Genomic DNA, 22,427 nt, shown 5'->3' on the forward strand with positions numbered 1-22,427 from the left:
GCGGAAAAAGCACCGCCACCCGCCGACCCGGACCGACACCCAGCTCGACAAGCAAGTGCGCCAACCGATTCGCAGCCGCATCCAGCCCGCGATACGACATCGAACGATCGCCGAAACTGACCGCCACCGCACCAGGATCACGAGCCACCTGCGCGGCGAACAACGCGGGGATTGCGGCTGGAGACCCCGCCGCCGCCCCATTTAGCGCCGCCCGGTTATCCCAGCTGTCCAGCTCGGTGAGCTCATCACGGACGCCGATCGCGGAAATCGACCGTCCTGGGTCGACTGTCATAGCCATCAGCACCCGTTGGAAACGGTCCGCCAAGTCGCTTGCGTCGCAGCCCGCGAACAGCTGGCCTACGCCAGTCATGCTGAGAAGGAGATCTTCACCCTCCTGGAGGAACACGAGACCGAACTGATCCACCAGACCGGTGTGGGTCACCGTCCCCGACCCGAAGGCACTGCCGAAGTAGGCCACGGGGATCGTCGGGATGAAATTGATCGCGGCCCGGGTCGACGGCTGTCCTGTCCCCTGGAAGCGCGCTTTGTTCTCGATCGCGCGGAGCGGGAATCGCTGATGGCGCATCGCTTCCTGGATCCGCGTGTCGACATGCTTGCAGAACTCGGCCACCGTCGACTGCGGTGACGTTGTCAAAACCAATGGCAAAACTCCGGAAACCATCCCGGGCATCAGCAGTACTTCGGGACGCACCCGTCGACTCACCGGAAAGTCGAGTACAACCTCGGATCCTCCGGCCTCGCCATGTACGAGCAGCGCGTACGCCGCGGCGATGACCGACGCTCGACGCACCCCGAGCGCTTTCGAAAGCTCGCGCGCCCTGCCAACGGCGAAACGATCCAACCGGATTGGCGCAGAAGGCTCGTATTCATCGACTGGGTTTGCGACTCCGGAGGCCGGTCCAGGACGAGGCTCAGCTTCAGGCGGTACATTCTTGGACCAATAAGCCTGATCATCGAGGTAATCGTCGGTAGCCTCGTATTCGGACTCGCAATCGATGATGCTCTTCAGTGGCCCGAAGATCGTGGGCGGTATCGGCTCGCCGGCATCGATTGCTGTATAGGCAGCGGCAATCTGGTGAATGACGAGACCCATGCCGATGCCGTCGATCGCGATGTGGTGGCAGCACACAAAAAAGTAGGACTCGTCGGCTCGCGTCTGCATCAACGCGAACTTGAACAGCGGACCGTCAAGCGGCATCGGCGTTCGCCGGATCGCTGCAATCACCCGATAGGCGTCCCCTACCGGGTCGGTCGACCCTGTCAGGTCGTAGCGGGCAAGCTCGACATCGGGATCAACGACCCTCTGGAAAACCTGGCCGTCTGCCTCGAAAAAGGTAGCTCTGAGGGGTTCGGCTTCATGGACGACGTGACGAATCGCCCGCTCGAGCACGTCATGTTCGATGGCGCCGTCGAGCCGCGCGAGCATGCCGAGCTGCCACTTGACACCAGCGCGCCCGGACTCCTCGGAAAGCCAAATGTCCAGCTGGCCCCGGGTGAGCGGAAGTACCACAGGATCACTTCCAGAAGTTCCAGCCGGCGGCTTACTGATCAACAGTCCGACCCTGTGCCAACCTCTCGCGAAGACTCTTCGGCCGGATGTCGGCCCAGTGTTGCTCGATGTACTCCAGGCAGGAGGCGCGATCCGCCTCGCCGTAAACCACGCGCCAGCCGGCCGGAACGTCTGCAAAGGCCGGCCACAAGCTGTGTTGCTCCTCGTCGTTGATCAGGACGAAAAAACTGCCGTTGTCGTCGTCGAATGGATTGATGCTCACCAGTTCTCCAGACCATCTGGGCGAGTTAAATGGAACACGTTCTAAACCTAACCCAAACACGGCGATCAGCAACCAGTTTTAGGAAAATCGTCAATATTTGCTGATACCCGCCCAGCCGACGACGCGCGGTGCCGCGCCACCCGCCACGGGCACCGTTAACATAGGGAATTAGCCACCAGCACTTGACTTGCGACGGGTTACGCCGCTGCGCACGCAGCCACCACCGCTGATCCGCATGGCGGGCCCGGTCGGTCGAAAGTTTGCCGAGTGACGAATCCTCTACCCCCGCCCGCCGGCCTCGCAGCACCGATTCGACCCCTTCGAGTCGCCGGAGAGACGAATTCAACTGATCAAATCTTGCTGAGCACCAGCACAGCATTTCGCTCGAGAAATGCGAACTAGAGGCCGTCACCCGGACCGGTTGCAGACAAACGTGCTCGTCACCCACCGGGGGTCGCCACGGCAGGTGGTGTCTCCGCCCGAAAGCGCCCCGTACCCAACCCGACACCGTACGGTTGGGAACTACCGTAGAACCCGGATCTGCGACCGTGGATCGAGCCGGGGCGGGTGTTCCCCCCGACCGGTGATCGGCGTCAGTTGCAGTCCGAGGCTGTCGGCCCGTCAGCACCCGTACCGTCTAGTAGCTAGGGATCACGAAAAAGTGAGCTATGCCGCGAAAACCGAACTGCCGCCTGGACCGCCCCTTCCCATGGTGGTGCAGTCCGCGTTGATGGCCGGCTTCGGTTTGCGCTTTCTGCGCGGATGTCAGCGTCGCTACGGGAAGATGTTCACGCTGCGTATTCCGCTGTCGGGCACGGTCGTATACCTCGCAGATCCCACCGACATCAAGTCGGTGTACGGCGGCGACCCTCGGGTCTTTCATTCCGGCGAGGCACATTGGTTTTTTCGTGGACTTTTAGGTGAGAGCTCGCTGTTTGTGCTCGACGGGGACGCCCACCACACCCTGCGCCGCCTGACGATGCCGGCGTTTCATCGCGACGCCGTCGCAAACCAGGCTGCTCAGATGGTCGAGATCGCGGCTGCGAACGTCGCCGGCTGGCAGGTCGGCAAGAGCTTCCCGGTGGCGCCCAAGACAACGGAGATCACGCTCGAGGTGATCTTGCGGACAGTCATCGGCGCCAGCGATCCGGCGCGTCTGGCTGCCCTGCGCAAGGTGGTGCCGCGGTTGCTGTACATGAAACCGTGGGAAACACCGGCGATTACGAAGCCGAGCCTGCGGCGCCATCGCCCGTGGCGAGGAGTTGGCCGGCGGTTCGCCGAAGCCGACGCCCTGCTCTACGCCGAAATCGCCGACCGCCGTGCCGACCCGAACCTGGCCGAACGTACCGATGTGCTGGCCATGCTGGTCCGCGCCACCGGCGATGACGGCCGCACGCTGTCTGACAGCGAACTACGTGACCAGCTCCTGACGGCCATCGCGGCCGGACACGAGACCACCGCGACGGCCCTGTCGTGGGCGTTGGAGCGGCTCACCCGCCATCCGGCAGCGCTGGCCAAGGCGGTGCGCGCCGCAGATGCCAGCGCAGCAGGCGACGCCGCCGGAGACGAGTACCTCGACGCGGTGATCAAGGAGACGTTGCGGATCCGCCCGGTTTTGTTCAGCTCGGGCCGGGTTCTCAAGGAGCCGACCGAGATCGGCGGCTACCGGCTGCCGTCCGGCGTCATGGTCGACCCGGCGATCGGCTTGGTGCATTCGAGCGCCGATGTGTACCCGGATCCGGATCGGTTCGACCCGGACCGAATGCTCGACGCCTCGCTGAGCCCGACCACTTGGCTGCCCTTCGGCGGCGGAAACCGCCGCTGCCTCGGTGCCACGTTCGCGATGGTCGAGATACGACTCGTGCTACGTGAGATCCTGCGTCGGGTCGAGTTGAGCACTACCACTGCCGCAGACGAGAAGCAGCGGGCGAAACATGTGACGTTCGTTCCGCATCGTGGTGGGATGATCCATGTCCGCGCGATCCGAGACACCGCGCCGGCATCGCAGCCGGCAATGACGCAGCATTGCCCGGCGAATGTTCACGGGCCGCGCGACTCGCCGCAGTAACGCACGACGACTGGTGTCACGGCCGACCGCGACAAGCCAGTTTCTCCACGAGATCGGCCGTGGTCGCAATACTGTCGGCGGCGTCGGTCATCTGGGTGGACACCTCGCGGGCCCGGACTGCATACTGCGGCTCGAGGATCGTGCGCAGATCCGCGACCAGGGACTTTTCGGTGGTGGTCGAAAAGCGCCGGGCAGTGCCCACTTTCAGTCGTTTGACTCGAGTTCCCCACAGCGTCTGGTCGAGATCCGTCGACAGGATCAACGTGGGGACCCCCGCACGTAAGCCCGCGGCGGTGGTACCCAACCCGCCGTGGTGCACGACCGCGCGGCAGGCGGGAAAGGCGCACGAGTAATTCATCGCACCGACGATCTTGACATCTTCAGAATGCGGGACGTGGCTGAAGTCCGTTCCGGCAGAACACACCAACGCCCGCTCCCCCAGCTGCGCGCAGGCGGAGCTGATCATGGCAAGGGTTTCAGCACCCGATTCCATCGGCAAACTGCCAAAGCCGAAGAATATGGGTGGGGTTCCGGCGGCGATCCATGCAGCAACCTCGTCATCTGAATCCCCGGGCAGATTCATCGTCAAGGCACCGACAAAGGGGCGTTGTCCAGACCATTGGGCCCATTCGGCGGCCAACCCGGGAAAGCAAGCTTCGTCATACCCCTGGATTTCCAGGCAACCGCGTTCGGTGAGCCGCCACGGCGACGGTGACGTGGCCTTCGGCAAAGCCAGTTCGCCGCGCTGAATGCCCTCGACTTTCTTGGCGTTGCGCCAGGCAACCCATTCGGAGGCTTTCATCGCGGTCCGGCCCAACGGCCCCGGCAGGAACGGTATGAACTGGCCATTGGCCCGAAGCGGGAACAGGTGCAGCGTGGCCAACGGAATGTCGTAGTACTCGGCGACGTTGCCCGCGGCATCCTCGAAATTCACGCCGGTGAACAGCAAGTCCGCACCATCGGCGAGCGATGTCAGCGTCGCGATGATGTCCTTCCAGCACTGATGGAAGGGCGCCACAACTTCGCGGCGCAGCCGGATCATTTCGCGGACCTTCCAGAAATTACGGAAGAAATGTGTCCAGAAGTCGCGGTGCGCATCCAGCACCGCCTGCAGATCCGGTCCGTACGGCACCGCCGTCGCCCCGGCCGCCTCGGCGAAGGCGACGAGGTCGGGCGGGACAGCCATGTGCACGTCGTGTCCCCGGCGCAGCAACTCGCGACCCACGGCGACACAGGGTTCGATGTCACCGCGTGTTCCGTAGCTTGCCAAAACGATCTTCATTGCAGACTCTGGTCTCTCACCTACTTGCGCCAAAGCACAGCAGTCCCGTCGATGTCGACGATCTCGGCAGTGATCCCATGTTCCTCCCGGTAGTCGGTGACGGCCTGCCGGCATGGCTTGAGATCGTGATAGTCGTCGATGATGCAGAAGCCCTGCGGGGACAGCCGCGGGTAGAGCGCCTCGAGTGCTTGGATCGTGGATTCGTACAGATCGCCATCGACCCGCAGTACGGCGATGCGATCGATCGGCGCATCGTGCAGGGTGTCCTTGAACCAACCGGGAAGAAAGCGGACCCGCTCGTCCAGGAGTCCGTAGCGCTGAAAGTTTGCCCTGACCTCAGTTTCGGACACACCGAGGATTCCGGCAAGGCTCTGCGTCCTGAGGCCCTTGTCCGCTTTGTAGTTCTCGGGGTCTGCGGGTGGCAGGCCCTCGAATGAATCCGCCACCCAGACACTTCGCGTCTCATCGCCATAGGCGGCCAGTACGGCACGCATCAGGATGCAGGCCCCGCCGCGCCACACGCCACATTCGATCAGGTCGCCTGGGACGTCCTCAGCCAGTACGGTCTCGACGCAATGCTGCAGGCTGGTGAGCCTCTGCATGCCGATCATGGTCTCGGCCTCGGCCGGCCAATCTATGCCCAAGTCTCGCTTCTGCTGAGCGACCGCGCCGTAGTCTCCGTTCGACGTAGCGCGTGCGAGTCGATGTGCCCCGCCGCGAACCATCATGCGATTGAGAGTTTTGAAATAGAGCCGCCGCCGCAGGGTCCACTGGGCGGGCATGCGCTCCGGCATCCCGTACCTGGTGAGGTTGCCTCGGATCAGGTCGAGATACAGAGATCGAACGTCGTGGTCGGTCACGTGAAATGGGGCCCCTAGTTCGTATTCCAGTAGGTTCGAGTGACTCTAGCCTCGAGCCGGCACTACCCGGATCGGTTTGCTGATTGACTCAGCAGAAATTGATGCACCCGTTGCACGGGACAAGATGAGCCAACCGCAGCGCCTCGCACAGAACAGCTGGATCGATTGTGGCAGAGACGTTTTCCGGCATCAGTATCGCTCGCAGTGGTCCGATGCCTCACATCGCCTGTAAGACAAACCCCGTCTGGTCGCCGCGGCTCTGCCGGTTGAGCATTTGTGCGCGTTTCTCCCAGTCCCACAGCTGCTTGGGTCCAAACATCCGAAGAACCTTGGGGTCGGTCACTGGGACGTCCCGTCGATAGGCTTCGCTGCCGAGGAACTGACCCAAATTCGAATCATCGAACGTCCGAACCACGCGCATTCCAGCCCTCTCTGCCGCCATCGCCATTCCCTGTCGTGAAGGTATGACCATGTGACGAGGTGCGTCGGCCTGCACCCAATCGGCCTGGTAGGTGGTCCAGGCTTCTGATGAGGTCGTCGGCACCCGCGCCAGGCACATGCCTCCTACCGCGAGCTTCTCGGAGGCGACCTTGAGCGTCTCGACCGGGTCGGGAACGTGTTCGAGCGAATGATTGAACATGATGAGGTCGTATCTGCCGGCGACATCGGGCAAATCTGCCTTCATCAGTGGCACGCCTTCAGCGGACTCGCCATCGGCCTCGATGAACGGGTCCGCGCCGCACAAATTATTGAATCCAATTCTCGTCAGACGGTCCAACAGTCCCCCGGTGCCGCACCCTACGTCCAGAATTCGCGCGTCGTGCTCAACCGGCAATTGAGCGAGCATCCTTACGACATCACCGCCGAGAAGCACACGGAAGATCCCCTCAGACAGCCTCGACGTCATGAATGCACGGAGTATCGGGTTGCCGCCGCGCAGCTTGCATTCGTCATGCTGTGTGACCAGCCATCGAAAAGTGCCTGGTTGCGCTGATGCGTTGTGCGAGTAGTAATTTGAGGGATAGTGGCGCATGAGCTCGGCGCCCTCGAGCGCATTGTGAATCTGCAATGTGTCGCACTCAGTGCAGCAGAAATATTCAAATGATTCCCGAGTGCCGAACATCATCTCGCGGACTTCGATTGCCGGATGGGGGCCAGTCGATCCGCATAACCGGCAATCTCTGGTTATCGCGGACACTCGGCCATCCTCAGAGAACTCCATGCCACCGCGGCAGCATAACGGGTGCGGCCCGCTGCCGGGCCGAAACCGGCACACCGCCCGAGCCTGTGCATGAGCCAAGTCTGCCCTGGCAAACCGACTTTGGCGTACCGGGACGGGACCGCTGCGGGCACCGGCAGAGTGAAAACAGCTGACCGGTACGAGCAACCGGGTAGTGTTTCGGCCGTGTGGGGATCGGTGCTTGCGTTAGGGATTCTGGTCGGCCTCGATCCCATGCGCATCGGCATCACCCTTCTCGTGATCTCACGGCCGCGCCCCGTGCAGAACCTGCTGATGTTCGGCGCCGGGTGTATGACTGCATGCATTCCCACGCTGATAATTCCGCTGGCACTGTTGCACGCGACTCCGATGTTCAAATCGACTGCGGAAGCCTGGGCCAAGAGTTCCACCGGCGGTTATATACAAATCGGCATGGGTGCCATCGCGCTGACGACTGCGACGCTGCTGACAGTGCACTTCTGGGTGCGCCAGCGGGCGAAGGTGCCGACCACCGACGGTGGGGCGTCGACCATGGTCCTGGACAGCGATACGGCAACGCCCGTCTCGCGGCTCCTGGCCCGCGCGCAGGAAGTACCGGAAGGCGACATGTCCTTCTTCCGGCGCCTCCTCCGGCGCGGCCACGATGCGTGGGAGAGCGGAGCCTTGTGGGTTTCGTTCGTGATCGGCCTCTCGTTTGCCGGGGCACCACCCGACGTAGCGCTGTTCCTGCTCGCGATCGTGGTCGTCTCGGGAGCAGCGGTCGGCACGCAGATCACCGCTGCCATCGCCTTCATCATCGGAATGCTTGCCGTTGTCGAGATCGTCCTCGTCAGCTATCTGGCCGCACCTACGAAAACCGAAGCCGTCCTGCAACGGCTACACGACTGGGCATGGGCCCATCACCGGAAGATCCTGGTGGCCATGTGCGTATTGGCTGGTGTCATGTTGATTGCCAAGGGTTTGAACACCATCTGAGTCGGGACACGAACCGACGTACCGGAAAATTCAACCCCACTCAGCTGTCGCTGTGCCGGGAGCGGCTGGCCACCGCCACCGTCGGACCCAGCCCTCGCCTGGTCCGAAACTCGACGGTGATCTCCGGGTCCGCATGCCGGCCCAGCGCACGCAGCGCCGCCGGACTGTAGGCACGCAGTGAGCTGATGAACCCGTCATGTTGCAGCGGCGAAACCTTGACGAGTGGGAGCACCACCGCCAACAGCGCAACGTGCAAAGGCGCCGGCGGCCTGGGGAGGTCGACGATCAGTAGTTTCCTCGCCGCCCGCGTACCCGCCGCAAACACCCGCGCGGCCAGTTCGGGGGCCAGGTGGTGCAACGACAACGCAAACACCGCCAAGTCGTAATAGCCTTCCGGCGCATCGATTTCGGTGGCGTCCATCTCCCGGACCACCGCGCGCGGGTGACGGCCGAGATCGCCGGCGGCCATACCCGCGACAAACGCGGGCTCGACGTCGGTGACCGTAATCTGAGCGGTGGGATGCATCTCCAGCAGCTTGCGCGACAGCCCGCCGAGGCCCGCCCCGAGTTCTAGGATCTTCGGGGCAGGCACCTCGGCCACCTCGCGAATCACCATTCGAGCACACTTTTCGTGGATACCGATCCTCCGCCGCCCTCCGGCGCGGTCGAGCGAATCCATGACCTTGCGTTTGAGGTCATCGACGTCGTCGCGGTCCAGATACTCCAGCCGGTTGGTCTGCAATCGCCGGTCCAGCCAGGACGCGTCCGGGCCACCCCGGGGCATGTTCGCAATGTCGGAGGTTCTGCTGTTCACGTCGACCATCATGGGTCATCGCGGTGGCGATGAAGAATAGAAGTCGCAAAGTCACCGCGATTACCGACTGCCTGGATCGCCCAACGCGCTAATACTCAGAGATCAAAGGGTTTTGAGGCACGACGAAGGCCCTCCACCGCAGCGATGTCATTGTCGCGGGCTGGGGCGATCAGCCGGCCCGGTTGAGTCGGGCGAACTTTTCCAAGAGATCGGCGGTCTTCGCCACGCTTTCGGCGGGCTTGGTCATGTGAGTGGCCACCTCGCGGGCGCGAGCCCGATACTCCGGCCCGAGTACGGTACGCAGGTCTGCGACCAACGTCTTCTGGGTCGTGGCCGAAAGACGCCGAGCGGTACCTACTTTCAAGCGTTTGATGCGAGCTCCCCACAGGGTCTGATCCAAGTCCGTCGAAAGGATCAGGGTGGGAACCCCGGCACGTAGACCCGCGGCGGTGGTGCCCGCGCCGCCGTGGTGCACGACCGCGCGGCAAACCGGGAAGGCCGCCGCATAGTTCATCGTGCTCACCACCTTGACATGATCGGAATGCGGGACGTCGCTGAAGTCACTCGCGCCGGCGCACACCAGCGCGCGTACGCCCAACTCGACACAAGCGGCACTGATCATCGCCAGTGTCTCAGCGCCGGAGTCGACCGGCATACTGCCGAAACCGAAGCAGATCGGCGGAGTTCCCGCGGCAATCCAGGCAGCGACCTCGTCATCCGTATCGGTCGGCAACTCCATCGTCAATGCACCGACAAACGGCCTTTGCCCCTCCCATTGCGCCCATTCCTCCGCGAGCCCGGGAAAGTAGATCTCGTCGTAGGCCTGTATTTCCAGCGAGCCGCGGGCGGCCACCCGCCACGCTGAGGGACCGGTTGCCTTTGGCAAGCCCAGATCGCGGCGCTGCGGATCCTCCAGCCTTTTCATCATGGGCCAGCTCAGCCACTCCGAGGCCTTCATCATCGCGCGAGCCAGCCGTGCCGGCAGCGCCGGAACCAGCTGCCCGTTGGGCCGCATCGGGAACACATGCAACATGGCCAGCGGAACGCCGCAACCCTCCGCGACATTGCCGGCGGCCTCCTCGCCGATCACCCCGGTAAAGAGCACATCAGCCCCGTCCACCAACGACGTCAGCGTCTTGCTGACGTCCTGCCAGTACTGGTCGAAGAGATGCCAATCCTCGCGCAGCAAATCCGCCAGATCCCGGACCCGCCAGAAGTTCTTCCAGAACTTGCGCAAGAAGCGCGCCCAGAAGTCCCGGTTCAGGTCCTGCCACACCCGCACATCTGGCCCGCAGGCAATGGCTTCCGGGCCGGCCGCCGCCACGAAGTCGACCAGATCGGGCGAGACGGCCATGCGTACTTCGTGACCGCGCCGCACCAACTCACGACCGACCGCCACTCCAGGCTCTACATCACCACGAGTCCCATAGAAAGCAAGCACAAATTTCATCGCGGAGCCTCAAGCCCTTTCAGTTGTCGCACCCGTAAGCCGGCCGAAGACATCGGTCATTATCCCCATCCCCTCTCCGTTGCGTTTCAAAACGGCGGAGCTGAATCCGGAAGAAGCTACGCAAGATTCGAGCGAGCTCCGGGGTGTCCGGCACCCCGTTGGTGGTGTCGACCCGGAGCAAGGTCAACCAGGTTCCAAAAGGCCCAAAAAATAATTAACTACCAGGTAATGTTCCCCGCCGTGTGGGGCTCACTGCTGGGTATGGCGATTCTGATGGCGTTCAATCCCGCGCTTCTGGCACTCATCCTTCTCGTGATCTCTCGCCCGCGGCCGGTACAGAACCTACTCGTATGCTGGATCGGCTGCCTCACAACGAATATTCCCGCTCTCGTGGTCCCAGTGGTGTTGCTGCACCGTGCGCCGATGTTCAGTCCTCAGGCTCCGGCTGCCAGCGCCGCAGCCCGGCACATCCAACTCGGCATGGGGGTGCTCGTGCTGCTGGTCGCTCTGCTCATCGCAGTGCGTTTCTGGGTGCGTCGGCGAGCGCCGGTGCCGGCAGCTGTCGGCAACACCTCCGGCTCGGGGCTGGAATCCGAGGGGCCCGGCCAAATCTCGTCGCCGTTCGCCGGCGTGGGAGATGTGACAGACGGCAAATCTGCAATTCGGCGTCTGTTCGGTCGTCTTCAAAAAGCCTGGGACAGTGGCGCCTTGTGGGTCGCACTGGTGTGCGGCATGGGATTTTTGCCCGGGTTTCCCCTGGTCTTCTTCGTGGCGACCACTGTGGCCTCTTCCGGGGCCACCACGGGCACGCAGATCATTGCCGTCATCATGTTCGTTGTCGCGATGTTCGCAGTTTTCGAGGTCGCTGTCGTCAGCCATCTGATTGCCCCCGTGCGAACCCAAGCTGTGTTGCAGCCCGTGCACGACTGGGCGCTGGCCAACCGGCGCCAGGTGATGATCGGCATCTTCGTGATGATTGGATTACTGCAGGTGGTCAGAGGTCTCGGCATCATCTGAGCGGAAGCTCAGATGGCCGGGTCAGGCAGATCGCCCGGTTCGGGCGAACCGTTCCAGGTGGTCGGCCGTGCTGGCAACGCTGTCGTCCGGTTTGGTCATCTCGGTAGCGATCTCGCGGGCCCGGGCGACGTACTTCGGGTCGAGAATCGTACGCAGGTCTGCCACGAGCCGTTCCGTGGTAGCGGCCGAGATACGCCTTCCGAAACCAACTTTCAGCTGTTCGACGCGGCCTGCCCAGATCGCCTGATCGAGCGCCGTCCAGTAGACGAGCATCGGCACACCGGCGCGCAGACCCGCGGACATGGTTCCCATCCCACCGTGGTGCACAAGTACGCGGCAGGCCGGAAACACGGCCGCGAAATTCATCGTGCCCACGACCTTGACCTGGTCGGAGTCAGAGACCTGGCTGAAGTCGCTGGAGCCGGCGCACACCAACGCCCGCTCCCCCAGCTCCGCACAAGCCGCCTTGATCATCGCCAGCGTGTCAGCGGCAGATTTGACCGGCGTACTGCCAAAGCTGAAGAAGATGGGCGGTGTTCCCGCCGCAACCCACGACGCGACCTCGTCATCCGTGTCGGTTCTCAGCTCCATCGTCAGCGCACCGACAAAAGGCCTTCGGCCATTCCATGGCGCCCACTCCGCAGCCAGACCGGGAAAGCAAACCTGATCGTAGGCCTGTATTTCCAGTGATCCTCGTTCGGTGATCCGTCGTGTCGAGGAACCGGAGGCCTTCGGCAGACCCAGTTCGCGACGCTGCGCGTCGTCGAACTTCTTCACCCCGCGCCAATTCGCCCACTGGTACACCTTCAACGCGGCTCGGCCCAACGAGGGCGGTAGGAACCCCAGCATCCGACCGTTGGGCCGTACCGGTGAGACATGCACCGTGGCCATCGGAATGCCGTAGTACTCGGCGACATTCACTGCGGGCGGCTCGAAGTTCAGAAAAGTGATGAGCAGGTCCGCCCCGTCGGTCAGCGACGTCAGCGTCGAAGTGATGTCCTCCCAGAAACGGACTACCGACTCGCCGATCTCACGCATCTCGCGAGTCAGTTTGATCAGTTCTCCGATCTTCCAGAAATTACCGAAGAACCGGACCCAGAAGTCCCGGTGCGCATCCGCCCACACCGCCGTGTCCGGACCGTAAGGGACTGTCGCCAGCCCAGCCGCCTCAGCGAAGGCGACCAGGTCGGGCGGGACGGCCAAGCGCACGTCATGTCCGCGGCGCAGCAGCTCACTACCCACTGCGACGCAGGGCTCCACATCACCGCGGGTGCCATAGCTTGCCAGCACCAACTTCATCGCGCATCTCTCGACATGAACTCTCCAGTCCGGCCGGTTGCGAACAACCCTGTGGCACTCGATCTTCGGGATTGAACGGTCAAGGCTGACCACACCTCAGCAGGTACGTCAGTGGATCTCGCCGGTGAGGTCGAAATCAGCCAACGTGCGCACAGCCAATTCACGCAACGCGAATGTCGTATTCTCCGCGCCGGGTTGGTAGGCGCCGACGCTGATGAAGATCTTGCCACTCAAACGTCCAGAGAGAATGACCATTCGGCCACCGGTCCGCTCAAGGAGCTGTCGCGATTCTCGCTGACCGGTGGTTCGTGCATTGGCGAATTCGGCTACGGTGCCATCGGCTTGGCTGATCAACGAGCTGAGATCGCCTAGGTAGGAACAAAACACCGCTTGGTCGGGGTCCGCGGGCGCTCTGGCGACCATTTGTTTCAGCATCCGCTTCGGCACAAACGACGGCAGCCACAGGAGCTGCTTGGACTCCTCTGATGTCTCCTTCAATGTCGCCAGCGTCTGCTTGATGGCCGCGCGGACGTCGCGCAGATCCGTTGTGACCGGTGTCGGGTCGATGGTGACACGGGCGTACGACAACGCCATCGCGCGGGTGTCGTCCTCTGTGCGGTCGCTCATCGGGATCTGAAGGGTGACGGCGCCATCCGGCTGGCGTACGCGGCCGATGCGCTCGCCGAACTTCGCGGCAAAAGCTGCGGCCAGGGTGTGGCTCGCTCCGCCGAGAGCTGCTGCTCGCGCGTCCCAGTCAGCCAGGTCAACGTAGATGGTCAGGGCCGGCACGAGGACAACGGCATCGGCATCGGCGACAACTGGCTTACCCGGGACTGGCCGCGGCACCGACGAAGGTTGATCCTCACCCTTGGCGCCTTTGGTGCGAGTCTGCTCGCGGGCCGATTTCACTGCCGTGACAAGTGCTCGGGCGACCTGGGGCACGTCGCGCGCTGTTTGCCGGGCATCTTGGGCCAACGCTCGCAGTCGAGTACGTGACCGTGGGGGCGGGTACCCGAGATCGCGCGTTTTGCCCAGTGTCCCTTCGACTATCACCAGCGCGAGCCCAAGCCCGTCGATCAAGTTGTGCGAGAGCACCAGGCTGATCGCAGTCGAGCCATCATCGAGAGGAAGCACACCGATGTGCCAGCCCCGACCCGATTCGGCATCGACGGGAAGCTGCGAGCGTTCATCGACCCAGTTACTGAGATCAGCGCGTGGGCGGGTCGACTCGGCGATGTCGACATCTGACGGCCCCCGGTCCAGGACCCATCGATGCCGGGCGACGGGCAGCGCCGGACGCTCTATCCGTCGACCCAACAACCCCTCGCCCAGATGGTGGTGAAAGCGTCGTAGCCCATCGAGATCGATGGCGCGGTCGTATAGCCACGTGACCTGTATGACCACGTTCATGCCGGCTGCGTGATGTTCTGCCAACAGCGCTTCGTCTGCCAACGCGAGCCGATTATCCGGTAGCACCGGATCTTTGACTGCGCGCCGCGCTCTCAACGATTCGCGTGCACGCGTTATTCGCCCTGGCACCGGTTAAGCCCAAGTTCCGCGACGCCGGTGGGCCAGTGCAACGGCCTCGTAGCGAAACTTCAGGAGTGACGGCCGGACGAATCTGTTGAGCTTGTTCAAGCGGACGGAATTCTCGAACACCGTCCGGAAACCCTGTTCGCTCGCGCGATATGCCGCATAGACGCGATCCAACGCGGGCTGGTCCAGGGGCTCATCGCGGGCGGCCGCACTCAGTGCCCCGTACACGACGGAAATCCAGTCTGTCCCGAAGGTTTCCGTCACCGGGCCGGTGTGTCGCTGGCGGTGGAGATCCGGGGTGAGGAACTCCTCGATTGCGCCCTCGTCCCGGCTGTCCAGATCGATCCCCAGTGCTACTGAAATCCGTTTGACTTCCCGCCGCCAATCCTCGAGGAGGTTGGCGTACTCGACGAACACACGCGGCAGGTCGCGGGTGTCCCTCTCGGCCAGCAGATTGAATTTCAGCCACAGCGCGCTCCCGAGCTCCGGTGAGGTCAGAAAGTCCGCCGCACCTGAAGCGATGACTTCCTGCGGGGGGCGCACCATGTTCACGACAGCGATATCGAACCCGGCCTGCCGCGTGGCTTCGAACCACAAACTGGACAGCAGCGTTATCTGCAGGTCCTTGATGAGCACGAGAGGCGCATCCGGCAACGTGGCCAGAAACTGTCCAATCTTGTTGATACAGGCGGCCTTCTGGCTGGCATCAAACCCGCCGTCCTCCTGCAGACGCAGCGACGAGTCGAACACCGCGCTCCCGTGGCTGCGCAATATCGTGTTGTTGAGATGGAGGGATGCTCGCGGCTCCCAGTAGCCACGCGGGTTGCGCGGGTCCGCTCCCGACAGCCCGGCCGGGAGCGTAGCGCCGCACAGGGAGAGGACCCGCGTCACCGCAGAGGTTCCAGATCGAGGCACACCCAACACGAACAATGCGACCGGACGGGCCGCGGAACCGCTGTTACCGGCAGGGTTCACAAGCACGACTCCTCGAATGGCGCGGTGGTACGACGCTGCTCACTTCAGATCAGAAGTTGCTGCAGGTGTTGAAGGCTTGTTCGATGGTGCCGAGGTACGGCTGAAACATCGGGGCATTCACCACATCTTGGGCTGTCCTCGCGCGCTTGGCCGGTGCGTCCGTGAGGAATTCACGCAGGCCGCGCTGCAGGATCGGCGATTGGTCAAACGCCATCCGGACTTGTGGATCCTGCGCATCGAGCGCTGACACCAACTGCGGATAAGTGCATGTCGTGTTGATGGCCGAATCCAGATTCGGCCCCGCGGACGCGATCCCGGCCCCAGCGGTCAAGGACAAAGCCAGACCCCCGAGCCCTACGGCCAGTCTGGTCAACGACAGACGGAACATATTCAAAACTCCCTTCCTACCATTGCTCCCGACCAGTCCGACTGTAATCGGCTTGGCCTGATATCACCCGTGGTTTGTGCAGGTCGACGATGGTTCGAAATCAGGCCTCCTGCTTGACCAGTGGATCAGCAGGAACTGTGACCGGGCCGAGAACCGCACTGGAAGGCCGCTGGCGAACCCTCAGCGGCCACCAGAACCAACGCCCCAGCAGCGCGGCGATCGCCGGTGTCATGAATGCACGTACCACCAGGGTGTCGAACAACAACCCCAAACCGATGGTGGAACCCACCTGACCGATGATGCGCAGATCACTGACCACCATCGACAACATCGTGAACGCGAACACCAGGCCCGCAGTCGTCACCACTTTGCCCGTGCCACCCATGGCCCGGATGATGCCCGTGTTGATGCCGGCCCCGACCTCTTCTTTCATCCGCGACACCAGCAACAGGTTGTAGTCGGAACCCACCGCCAAAAGGACGATCACCGACATCGCCAGGACGAGCCAGTGCAATTCGATGCCCAGAATGTGCTGCCACACCAGCACCGAAAGCCCGAACGCCGCACCGAGAGAGAGCGCCACCGTACCCACGATCACCAGAGCGGCAACGAAACTACGTGTGACAGCCAGCATGATGCCGAAGATCAGGCAGAGCGCCGCGACACCCGCGATCAAGAGGTCGTACTTTGACCCGTCTCGTAGATCCTTGTATGTCGCAGCGGTTCCGGCGAGATGGATGGAAGCGTTCTGCAGCGGCGTCACCTTGATGGCTTCCTCGGCTGCCGTCCGCACGGCGTCGACCCGAGAGATGCCCTCGGGAGTTCCAGGATCACCCCGGTGCGTGAGGATCAGCCGGACGGCCTTGCCGTCAGGCGAGAAGAACAGGCTCATCGCCCGTTGGAAGTCCTTGTTCTCGAACACTTCCGGGGGCAGATAAAAGGAGTCGTCGTTCTGGGCGCCGTCGTAGATCTTGCCCATCGCGCTGGCGTTCGACGTCGTCTCCTCCATGATGGCGATCATCCCGGACATGGTGCTGTGCATTGTCAGCATCATGGCTCGCATCGACTTCATGATCTCGATCATCGGCGGCAACTGAGTGACAAGCTGCGCCTGTAACCCGTCGACTTTCACCAAGTTGCCGAGAAGTTTGTGCATCTGAAGGCTGAGCTTGTCGGTGCTGTCAAGCGCGTCGAACACTGATCGAATGGCGAAGCAAATGGGAATGTCGTAGCAGTGGCCTTCCCAATACAGGTAATTGCGAATCGGCCGGAAGAAGTCGTCGAAATTCGAAACGGTGGCCATCAGATCATCAGTGAGTTCGGCTGTCTCCCCGGTCACCTCGACCGTGTTGTGGGTGATCGAGCCGATCAACTTCATCAGATTGTGAGTGCCCTCCATTTGGGTGATCATTCGCTGCATGTCGTCCGCCTGCTTCAACATGCCATCCATGCGATCTTTCGCGAAGGGCACGATCTGACGGAGGCCGGCGCTCTGCAGGCTGATTTGGAACGGTATAGACGTGCGCTCGATCGGGGTGCCCTCAGGCCGGGTGATGCTCTGCACCGTGGCAATCCCGGGAACCTCGAAGATCTTCTTGGCCAGCTTGTGCAGAACCAAAAAATCTGTCGGATTCCGCATATCGTGATCGGCTTCGAGCATCAGAATGTCGGGTGTCATCCGCGACTCGGGAAAATGTCGTTCGGCAGCCGCATACCCGGCGTTGGCCGGGATATCTTGGGGCACATAGAGGCGGTCGTCGTAGCTGGTTTGGTATCCGGGCAACGCCAATAGTCCGATAAACGCCACCGCACATGCTCCGGCGAGAATGGGCACCGGCCATCGAACCACCGCGGTGCCGATCTTGCGCCACCGGCGGACCAAGAGCCTGCGCTTCGGTTCGAACAACCCGAAACGGCCGCCGACGGCAATGACGGCCGGAACCAGTGTGACCGCCACTGCGACGGCGACCGCCATCCCCACAGCGGAAGGAATGCCCATCGTTTCGAAATACGGCAGCCGGGTGAAGCTCAGGCAGTAAATGGCTCCGGCAATCGTCAAACCTGAGGCCACGACCACCTTGGCCACACTGCGATAGGTGGTATAGAACGCTGTTTCGCGATCTTCGCCGGCCTGACGTGCCTCGTGATATCGCCCGATGAAGAAAATGCCGTAGTCGGTACCCACTGCGATTCCGAGCGATACCAGCAGATTGACCGCGAAAGTCGACAGTCCGAGAATCTGGTGATCGCCGAGGAAGGCGACCACTCCCCGAGCCGCCTGCACCTGTATTCCGACCATCGCCAGCAAGAGAACGACGGTGATGATCGAGCGGTACACGAAGAGCAGCACCGTGCAGATCACCACCAGCGTCACCAGCGTGATTTTCATGATGGACGTATCGCCGGCGTGGTTCATGTCGGTGATCAGAGGGGAAGGGCCCGTCACATAGGCCTTCACTCCGGGCGGCGGTGGCGTCCGGTCCACGAGCCCCCGGACCGCTTCCACAGACTCATTCGCCAGGGCTTGGCCCTGGTTACCCGCGAGATTCAGCTGCACATAGACACTCAGATCATCGGCACTCTCAACACCCGATGCGGTGAGTGAATCCCCCCAGTAGTCCTGCACGTGCTGAACGTGTTTCGTATCGGCTCGCAACTGCCGAACCAGATCGTCGTAGTAGCGGTGCGCGTCCTCGCCGAGGGGTTTGTCTCCCTCCAAGACGATCATCGCCACACTGTCGGAATCGGATTCCTTGAACTTCTGCCCCATGCGCTGCATCGCCTGAAACGACGGCGCATCATTGGGAACCAGCGATACGGCGCTTTCCCGCCCGACTTGTTCCAGGGAAGGGACGGCGAATGTGACGACGGCGATGATCGCCAACCAGCCGAGAATGATCGGTACCGACAGCCGATAAATCACCCGAGCGATCAACGGCGGCCGGTCGCTTGTGTGCCGACTGCTCATACGGCCTTCACCGCACAGAAGGAAGACGCATCCATGGCTGTCAGCGCTCTTCCCTCTGCAGGATCGACCGCACAAGCTGGCCGCGCCCCGAGGGGCGCCCCGCTGCACTGAGCGGCCGTGGATGCACCTGCTGAGGCCACCAGAACCACCGCCCCAGCAGCGCCGCGATCGCCGGTGTCATGAACGCGCGCACGATCAGGGTGTCGAACAACAGGCCGACGCCGATGGTGGCACCCAGCTGCCCGATGGTGACGAGGTCACTGACGACCATCACCAGCATCGTGAACGCGAACACCAGGCCGGCGGCCGTCACCACCTTGCCGCTGCCGCCCATGGCCCGGATGATGCCGGTGTTGATCCCGGCACCGATCTCCTCTTTCATCCGGGACACCAGCAGCAGGTTGTAGTCGGAACCCACTGCCAACAGAACGATCACCGACATCGCCAGCACGACCCAGTTCAACGGCATACCGAGGATGTGCTGCCAGATGAGCACGGAAAGACCGAAGGCCGCGCCGAGCGAAAGTGCCACCGTGCCCACGATCACGAGGGCCGCGACAAAGCTCCGCGTGACCACCAGCATGATGCCGAAAATGAGGCAGAGCGCAGCGACAGCCGCGATCAGCAGATCGTATCTGGATGCTTCGACCAGGTCTTTCACCGACGCCGCGGTGCCGGTGAGATAGATCGAGGCATTTTGTAGCGGCGTGCCCTTGAGCGCTTCTTCGGCCGCGGTTTCGATCGGGTCGACCAACGACATGCCCTCAGTCGTCGCCGGATCGCCCCGTTGGGTGATGAGCATGCGGGCCGCTTTCCCGTCCGGTGACAGGAAGATGTCCATGACGCGCTGGAAGTCCTTGTTCTCGAAGACTTCCGGAGGCAGATAGAAGGAGTCGTCGTTCTGAGCGGCGTCGAATGCCTTGCCCATCGCGGTGGCATTGTCGTTCGACGTCGCCATTTGATCCATGATCCCGGACATGGTGCTGTGCATCGTCAGCATCATGGTTCGGGTGGATTCCATGGTCGAGATCATCACCGGAAACTGAGCCGCCAATTGCGGCAGAATTGCGTCGAGTTGATCGAGATTGTCGACCAGGCTGACCATCTTGACGGTAATTTGGTCAATACCGTCGAGCGTGTCGAAAACCCCTCTGATGGACGAACATATCGGAATCGTGTAGCAGTGCGGTTCCCAGTAGAAGTAGTTCCGGATCGGCCGGAAGAAATCGTCGAAGTTCGCAACGTGATCGCGCAGTTGATTGGTCACCGTTTGCAGCTCGTGGGTATCGGCGACCATTTGATGCGTGGTGCTGACCATCTCTTCTGTCAGTGCCTGCATGCGCTTGACGATGGCGATCGTTTTGGTCATGTCGTCGGCCTGCACCAGCAGGTCTTCCATTCGATCCTTCTGGAACGGCATCAAATGTGTCTGAGACGCGTTGCTCATGCTGAGCATGAACGGAATCGTCGAGTGTTTGAGCGGCTCGCCGGCGGGACGCGTCGGCGCCTGGACCATGGAGACTCCTGGCACGGATTGCACACCCTTGGCCAGTTTGTTCAGGACCAGAAAGTCGATCGGATTCCGCATGTCGTGGTCGGCCTCGACCAACAGAATATCGGGCGCCATCATCAATGATTGCGGAAAATGTCGGGTCGCCGCCGCGTACCCCACATTGGCGGGGATGTCCTGCGGGATGTAATTCTGGTCGTTGTAGCTCGGTTTGTACGCGGGCAGCGCCAAAAGGCCGATGAGCGAAACTGCGCATGTCGCTACGAGAATGGGCCCGGGCCAGCGAACGACCGCCGTGCCCACCTTCCGCCACCGACGGGTGGTGAGCTTGCGCTTGGGTTCGAACAGCCCGAAGCGGCTACCCACGGCGATGACTGCGGGAACGAGTGTGACGGCGACCAAGACGGCGGCAGCCATGCCCACGGCAGTGGGAATGCCGAGAGTTTGATAGACGGGCAGCCGGGTGAAGTGCAGACAGAGAATCGCCCCGGCGATCGTCAGACCGGAACCCACGACCACCTTCGCGACGCTGCTGAACGTCGTAAAGAACGCCGCCTCTTTGTCCTCGCCGGCTTGGCGTGCCTCCTGGTAGCGCCCCGTGAAGAAGATGCCGTAGTCGGTTCCCGCCGCGATCGCGAGCGCTACCAACAGATTCACGACGAACGTCGTGATACCGATGACCCCGAGACTGCCGAGTAACGCCACCACCCCTCGGGCCACCGTCAATTCGACGCCGACAACCACCAGCATGAGAATGACGGAGATGATCGACCGATAGACGAGCAGCAGCATCACGAAGATGACAGTGAGGCTCAAGGAGGTGACCAGCCCCACCGTCCTGTTGCCGGCCGGGCCCAGATCCGCGGCGAACGCCGCGGGTCCCGTGACATAGGTCTTGACTCCCGGCGGCGCCGGTATCCGGTCAACGATCGCCCGCATCGCCTCAACGGACTTGACTGCCGAAATGTCCTGGTTGCTGGTGAGGGTCACCTGTACGTAGGTGGCCTTGCCGTCGACACTCTGCGCGGCGCCCTGGGTCATCGGGTCGCCCCAGAAATCCTGGACGTGCACCACGTGCGTGGTGTCGGCCTTCAGCTGACGAACCATCTCGTCGTAATAGCCGTGTGCAGCATCACCGAGGGGTTGATCCCCCTCCAGGACGATCATCGCCACGGCACCCGACCCGGCTTCGCCGAACAGTCGCCCCATGCGCTGCATCGCCTCGAACGACGGTGCGGCGGTGGGATCCATCGCTACCGGATGCTCTTTCTCCACCTGCTCGAGCGAGGGCACGGCAACACTCAGAAGGACCGTGATCGCCAACCATCCCAGGATGATCGGCACCGACAGCACCCGGACCATGCGTGCGATGAACGGGCGGCGCCTGGCTATGGGCAACGGCTCCGTTATCGGCTCACTGTCCGTGCTCATGCGGCCTTCAGCTGACAGAAGGTGAAGGCACTCACGCCAGTCCGGACCTTCTCGTCCTTCACCTCGTCGCCGACGAGGATGCGGCATCCGATCGAGTCAGTATTGCCTTGAGCGGAGATGTTTCCCATCGCCGTCGCATCGGAGATCGGGAAGTCCATCGACCATGGCAGCGGCGCATCCCTGACGAGTTTCGGTTCGGCATCGGCATCGAAATAACTGATGGTCGCCAGCGTCCCCGGAGGACCGAACACCTCGTAAACCAGGTGCTTGGGGTCGTGGGGCCGCTTCTCCTCACGCTCGGCGCTGGTGTACGCGGGGCGGCTCTGGCTGCCGAAGACGCCGTGCAGCCGCGACACAGTGAATCCGCCTGCGACTGCCACAACCACCAGCACGAGCGGAATCCACAGCCGCTTCAGGATCCTGAAAATCGCGCGTTCCTCCGACTGTCTCCGTGCCGGCACCCCGGCGGGTGCTCACTCATGCATTTGCAGATCGGATGCGAACGATCAAGCCCGGAATGCCGTGGCATTCCAGGCCAGACCCTGCACGAAGCTTCCGCAAACGTGCCGCGCCCCTCGATGAGCGCACCCGATCCCGAAGAGTAAACCATGCCCGCGCGTCAATATGGCGCAAACGACTCAGATGATCGGAATCGGTTCAACGCCTTGACAATCACCCAGATGCTGCATCGCTGGCACACCGGCTGGTACCGCCGATGGTCTCCACTGTTCGGGCACTGTTCGGCTGGTGCCAAACGGCCCTGAATATGGGAACCAGCTATGAATCACCGATGAAAGGCCCAGGAAGTGCGCCATTGGTGCAGCCTGCTACCCGGCGGTGAT

The 22,427-nt window shown here is 62.4% G+C and carries 17 protein-coding genes; 3 read left to right on the forward strand and 14 right to left on the reverse strand.

Annotation, left to right across the window (positions count from 1 at the left end):
* The coding region (locus ACZY08_RS14465) for a condensation domain-containing protein (protein WP_463745952.1) at window positions 1-1,531 on the reverse strand (1,531 nt) is incomplete at its 3' end.
* A 31-nt stretch (window positions 1,532-1,562) separates the two neighbouring features.
* The gene (locus tag ACZY08_RS14470) at window positions 1,563-1,793 is read right to left on the reverse strand and encodes an MbtH family protein (protein WP_166904687.1); all 231 of its coding nucleotides are present in this window, start codon (window positions 1,791-1,793) and stop codon (window positions 1,563-1,565) included.
* Between the two features lie 661 nt (window positions 1,794-2,454).
* Here ACZY08_RS14470 and ACZY08_RS14475 point away from each other — a divergent pair.
* Complete coding sequence (locus ACZY08_RS14475; protein ID WP_463745951.1) at window positions 2,455-3,861, forward strand: cytochrome P450; 1,407 nt, start codon at window positions 2,455-2,457, stop codon at window positions 3,859-3,861.
* A 16-nt stretch (window positions 3,862-3,877) separates the two neighbouring features.
* Here ACZY08_RS14475 and ACZY08_RS14480 read toward each other — a convergent pair whose 3' ends face one another.
* The 3 genes from ACZY08_RS14480 to ACZY08_RS14490 form a co-directional block, all read right to left on the reverse strand.
* Window positions 3,878-5,143 carry a glycosyltransferase gene (locus ACZY08_RS14480; protein WP_463745950.1) on the reverse strand — a complete coding sequence of 422 codons (1,266 nt, stop codon included), beginning with the start codon at window positions 5,141-5,143 and terminating at the stop codon, window positions 3,878-3,880.
* Between the two features lie 20 nt (window positions 5,144-5,163).
* Window positions 5,164-6,003: a TylF/MycF/NovP-related O-methyltransferase gene (locus ACZY08_RS14485; RefSeq protein ID WP_463745949.1), complete on the reverse strand. Its 840-nt coding sequence runs from the start codon at window positions 6,001-6,003 to the stop codon at window positions 5,164-5,166.
* Between the two features lie 217 nt (window positions 6,004-6,220).
* Complete coding sequence (locus ACZY08_RS14490; protein ID WP_463746003.1) at window positions 6,221-7,129, reverse strand: class I SAM-dependent methyltransferase; 909 nt, start codon at window positions 7,127-7,129, stop codon at window positions 6,221-6,223.
* A 279-nt stretch (window positions 7,130-7,408) separates the two neighbouring features.
* Here ACZY08_RS14490 and ACZY08_RS14495 point away from each other — a divergent pair, with 279 nt between their 5' ends.
* Window positions 7,409-8,197, forward strand: coding sequence for a GAP family protein (locus ACZY08_RS14495; RefSeq protein WP_463745948.1), 789 nt, complete (start codon window positions 7,409-7,411; stop codon window positions 8,195-8,197).
* A 40-nt stretch (window positions 8,198-8,237) separates the two neighbouring features.
* Here the strand turns inward: ACZY08_RS14495 and ACZY08_RS14500 are convergent, their stop codons facing one another.
* Together ACZY08_RS14500 and ACZY08_RS14505 are read right to left on the reverse strand one after the other, a co-directional pair.
* On the reverse strand, window positions 8,238-9,020 hold the full coding sequence (locus ACZY08_RS14500; protein ID WP_463746002.1) for a methyltransferase domain-containing protein: 783 nt from the start codon (window positions 9,018-9,020) through the stop codon (window positions 8,238-8,240).
* A 160-nt stretch (window positions 9,021-9,180) separates the two neighbouring features.
* Window positions 9,181-10,461, reverse strand: a complete 1,281-nt coding sequence (locus tag ACZY08_RS14505; RefSeq protein WP_463745947.1) for a glycosyltransferase — start codon at window positions 10,459-10,461, stop codon at window positions 9,181-9,183.
* Window positions 10,462-10,722: 261 nt separating this feature from the next.
* On the opposite strand from ACZY08_RS14505, the gene ACZY08_RS14510 reads away from it, so the two are divergent.
* Entirely contained in the window at window positions 10,723-11,478 is a 756-nt protein-coding gene (locus tag ACZY08_RS14510; RefSeq protein ID WP_463745946.1) for a GAP family protein, read from the forward strand.
* A gap of 21 nt (window positions 11,479-11,499) precedes the next feature.
* Here ACZY08_RS14510 and ACZY08_RS14515 read toward each other — a convergent pair whose 3' ends face one another.
* From ACZY08_RS14515 to ACZY08_RS14545, 7 genes are all read right to left on the reverse strand, one after another.
* Window positions 11,500-12,777: a glycosyltransferase gene (locus tag ACZY08_RS14515; protein ID WP_463745945.1), complete on the reverse strand. Its 1,278-nt coding sequence runs from the start codon at window positions 12,775-12,777 to the stop codon at window positions 11,500-11,502.
* Window positions 12,778-12,885: 108 nt separating this feature from the next.
* The gene (locus ACZY08_RS14520) at window positions 12,886-14,316 is read right to left on the reverse strand and encodes a hypothetical protein (RefSeq protein ID WP_463745944.1); all 1,431 of its coding nucleotides are present in this window, start codon (window positions 14,314-14,316) and stop codon (window positions 12,886-12,888) included.
* A 3-nt stretch (window positions 14,317-14,319) separates the two neighbouring features.
* The gene (locus ACZY08_RS14525) at window positions 14,320-15,288 is read right to left on the reverse strand and encodes a sulfotransferase family protein (RefSeq protein WP_463745943.1); all 969 of its coding nucleotides are present in this window, start codon (window positions 15,286-15,288) and stop codon (window positions 14,320-14,322) included.
* Window positions 15,289-15,337: 49 nt separating this feature from the next.
* Window positions 15,338-15,676 carry a hemophore-related protein gene (locus ACZY08_RS14530; protein ID WP_463745942.1) on the reverse strand — a complete coding sequence of 113 codons (339 nt, stop codon included), beginning with the start codon at window positions 15,674-15,676 and terminating at the stop codon, window positions 15,338-15,340.
* A gap of 100 nt (window positions 15,677-15,776) precedes the next feature.
* Complete coding sequence (locus ACZY08_RS14535) at window positions 15,777-18,644, reverse strand: MMPL/RND family transporter (protein ID WP_463745941.1); 2,868 nt, start codon at window positions 18,642-18,644, stop codon at window positions 15,777-15,779.
* 40 nt (window positions 18,645-18,684) lie between these two features.
* Window positions 18,685-21,585, reverse strand: coding sequence for an MMPL/RND family transporter (locus tag ACZY08_RS14540; protein WP_463745940.1), 2,901 nt, complete (start codon window positions 21,583-21,585; stop codon window positions 18,685-18,687).
* Window positions 21,582-21,992, reverse strand: a complete 411-nt coding sequence (locus tag ACZY08_RS14545) for an MmpS family transport accessory protein (RefSeq protein WP_463746001.1) — start codon at window positions 21,990-21,992, stop codon at window positions 21,582-21,584. The genes ACZY08_RS14540 and ACZY08_RS14545 overlap by 4 nt, the downstream gene beginning before the upstream one ends.
* Between the last annotated feature and the right edge of the window lie 435 nt (window positions 21,993-22,427).

The sequence above is a fragment of the Mycobacterium sp. IDUB_9 genome, from assembly GCF_055419505.1.

Coding starts and splice junctions, on each gene's coding strand:
- ACZY08_RS14480 (WP_463745950.1), bottom strand. CDS start 5,143: ATGAAGATCGTTTTGGCAAGCTACGGAACACGCGGTGACATCGAACCC.
- ACZY08_RS14490 (WP_463746003.1), bottom strand. CDS start 7,129: ATGATGTTCGGCACTCGGGAATCATTTGAATATTTCTGCTGCACTGAG.
- ACZY08_RS14500 (WP_463746002.1), bottom strand. CDS start 9,020: ATGGTCGACGTGAACAGCAGAACCTCCGACATTGCGAACATGCCCCGG.
- ACZY08_RS14505 (WP_463745947.1), bottom strand. CDS start 10,461: ATGAAATTTGTGCTTGCTTTCTATGGGACTCGTGGTGATGTAGAGCCT.
- ACZY08_RS14510 (WP_463745946.1), top strand. CDS start 10,723: ATGGCGATTCTGATGGCGTTCAATCCCGCGCTTCTGGCACTCATCCTT.
- ACZY08_RS14515 (WP_463745945.1), bottom strand. CDS start 12,777: ATGAAGTTGGTGCTGGCAAGCTATGGCACCCGCGGTGATGTGGAGCCC.
- ACZY08_RS14530 (WP_463745942.1), bottom strand. CDS start 15,676: ATGTTCCGTCTGTCGTTGACCAGACTGGCCGTAGGGCTCGGGGGTCTG.
- ACZY08_RS14535 (WP_463745941.1), bottom strand. CDS start 18,644: ATGAGCAGTCGGCACACAAGCGACCGGCCGCCGTTGATCGCTCGGGTG.
- ACZY08_RS14540 (WP_463745940.1), bottom strand. CDS start 21,585: ATGAGCACGGACAGTGAGCCGATAACGGAGCCGTTGCCCATAGCCAGG.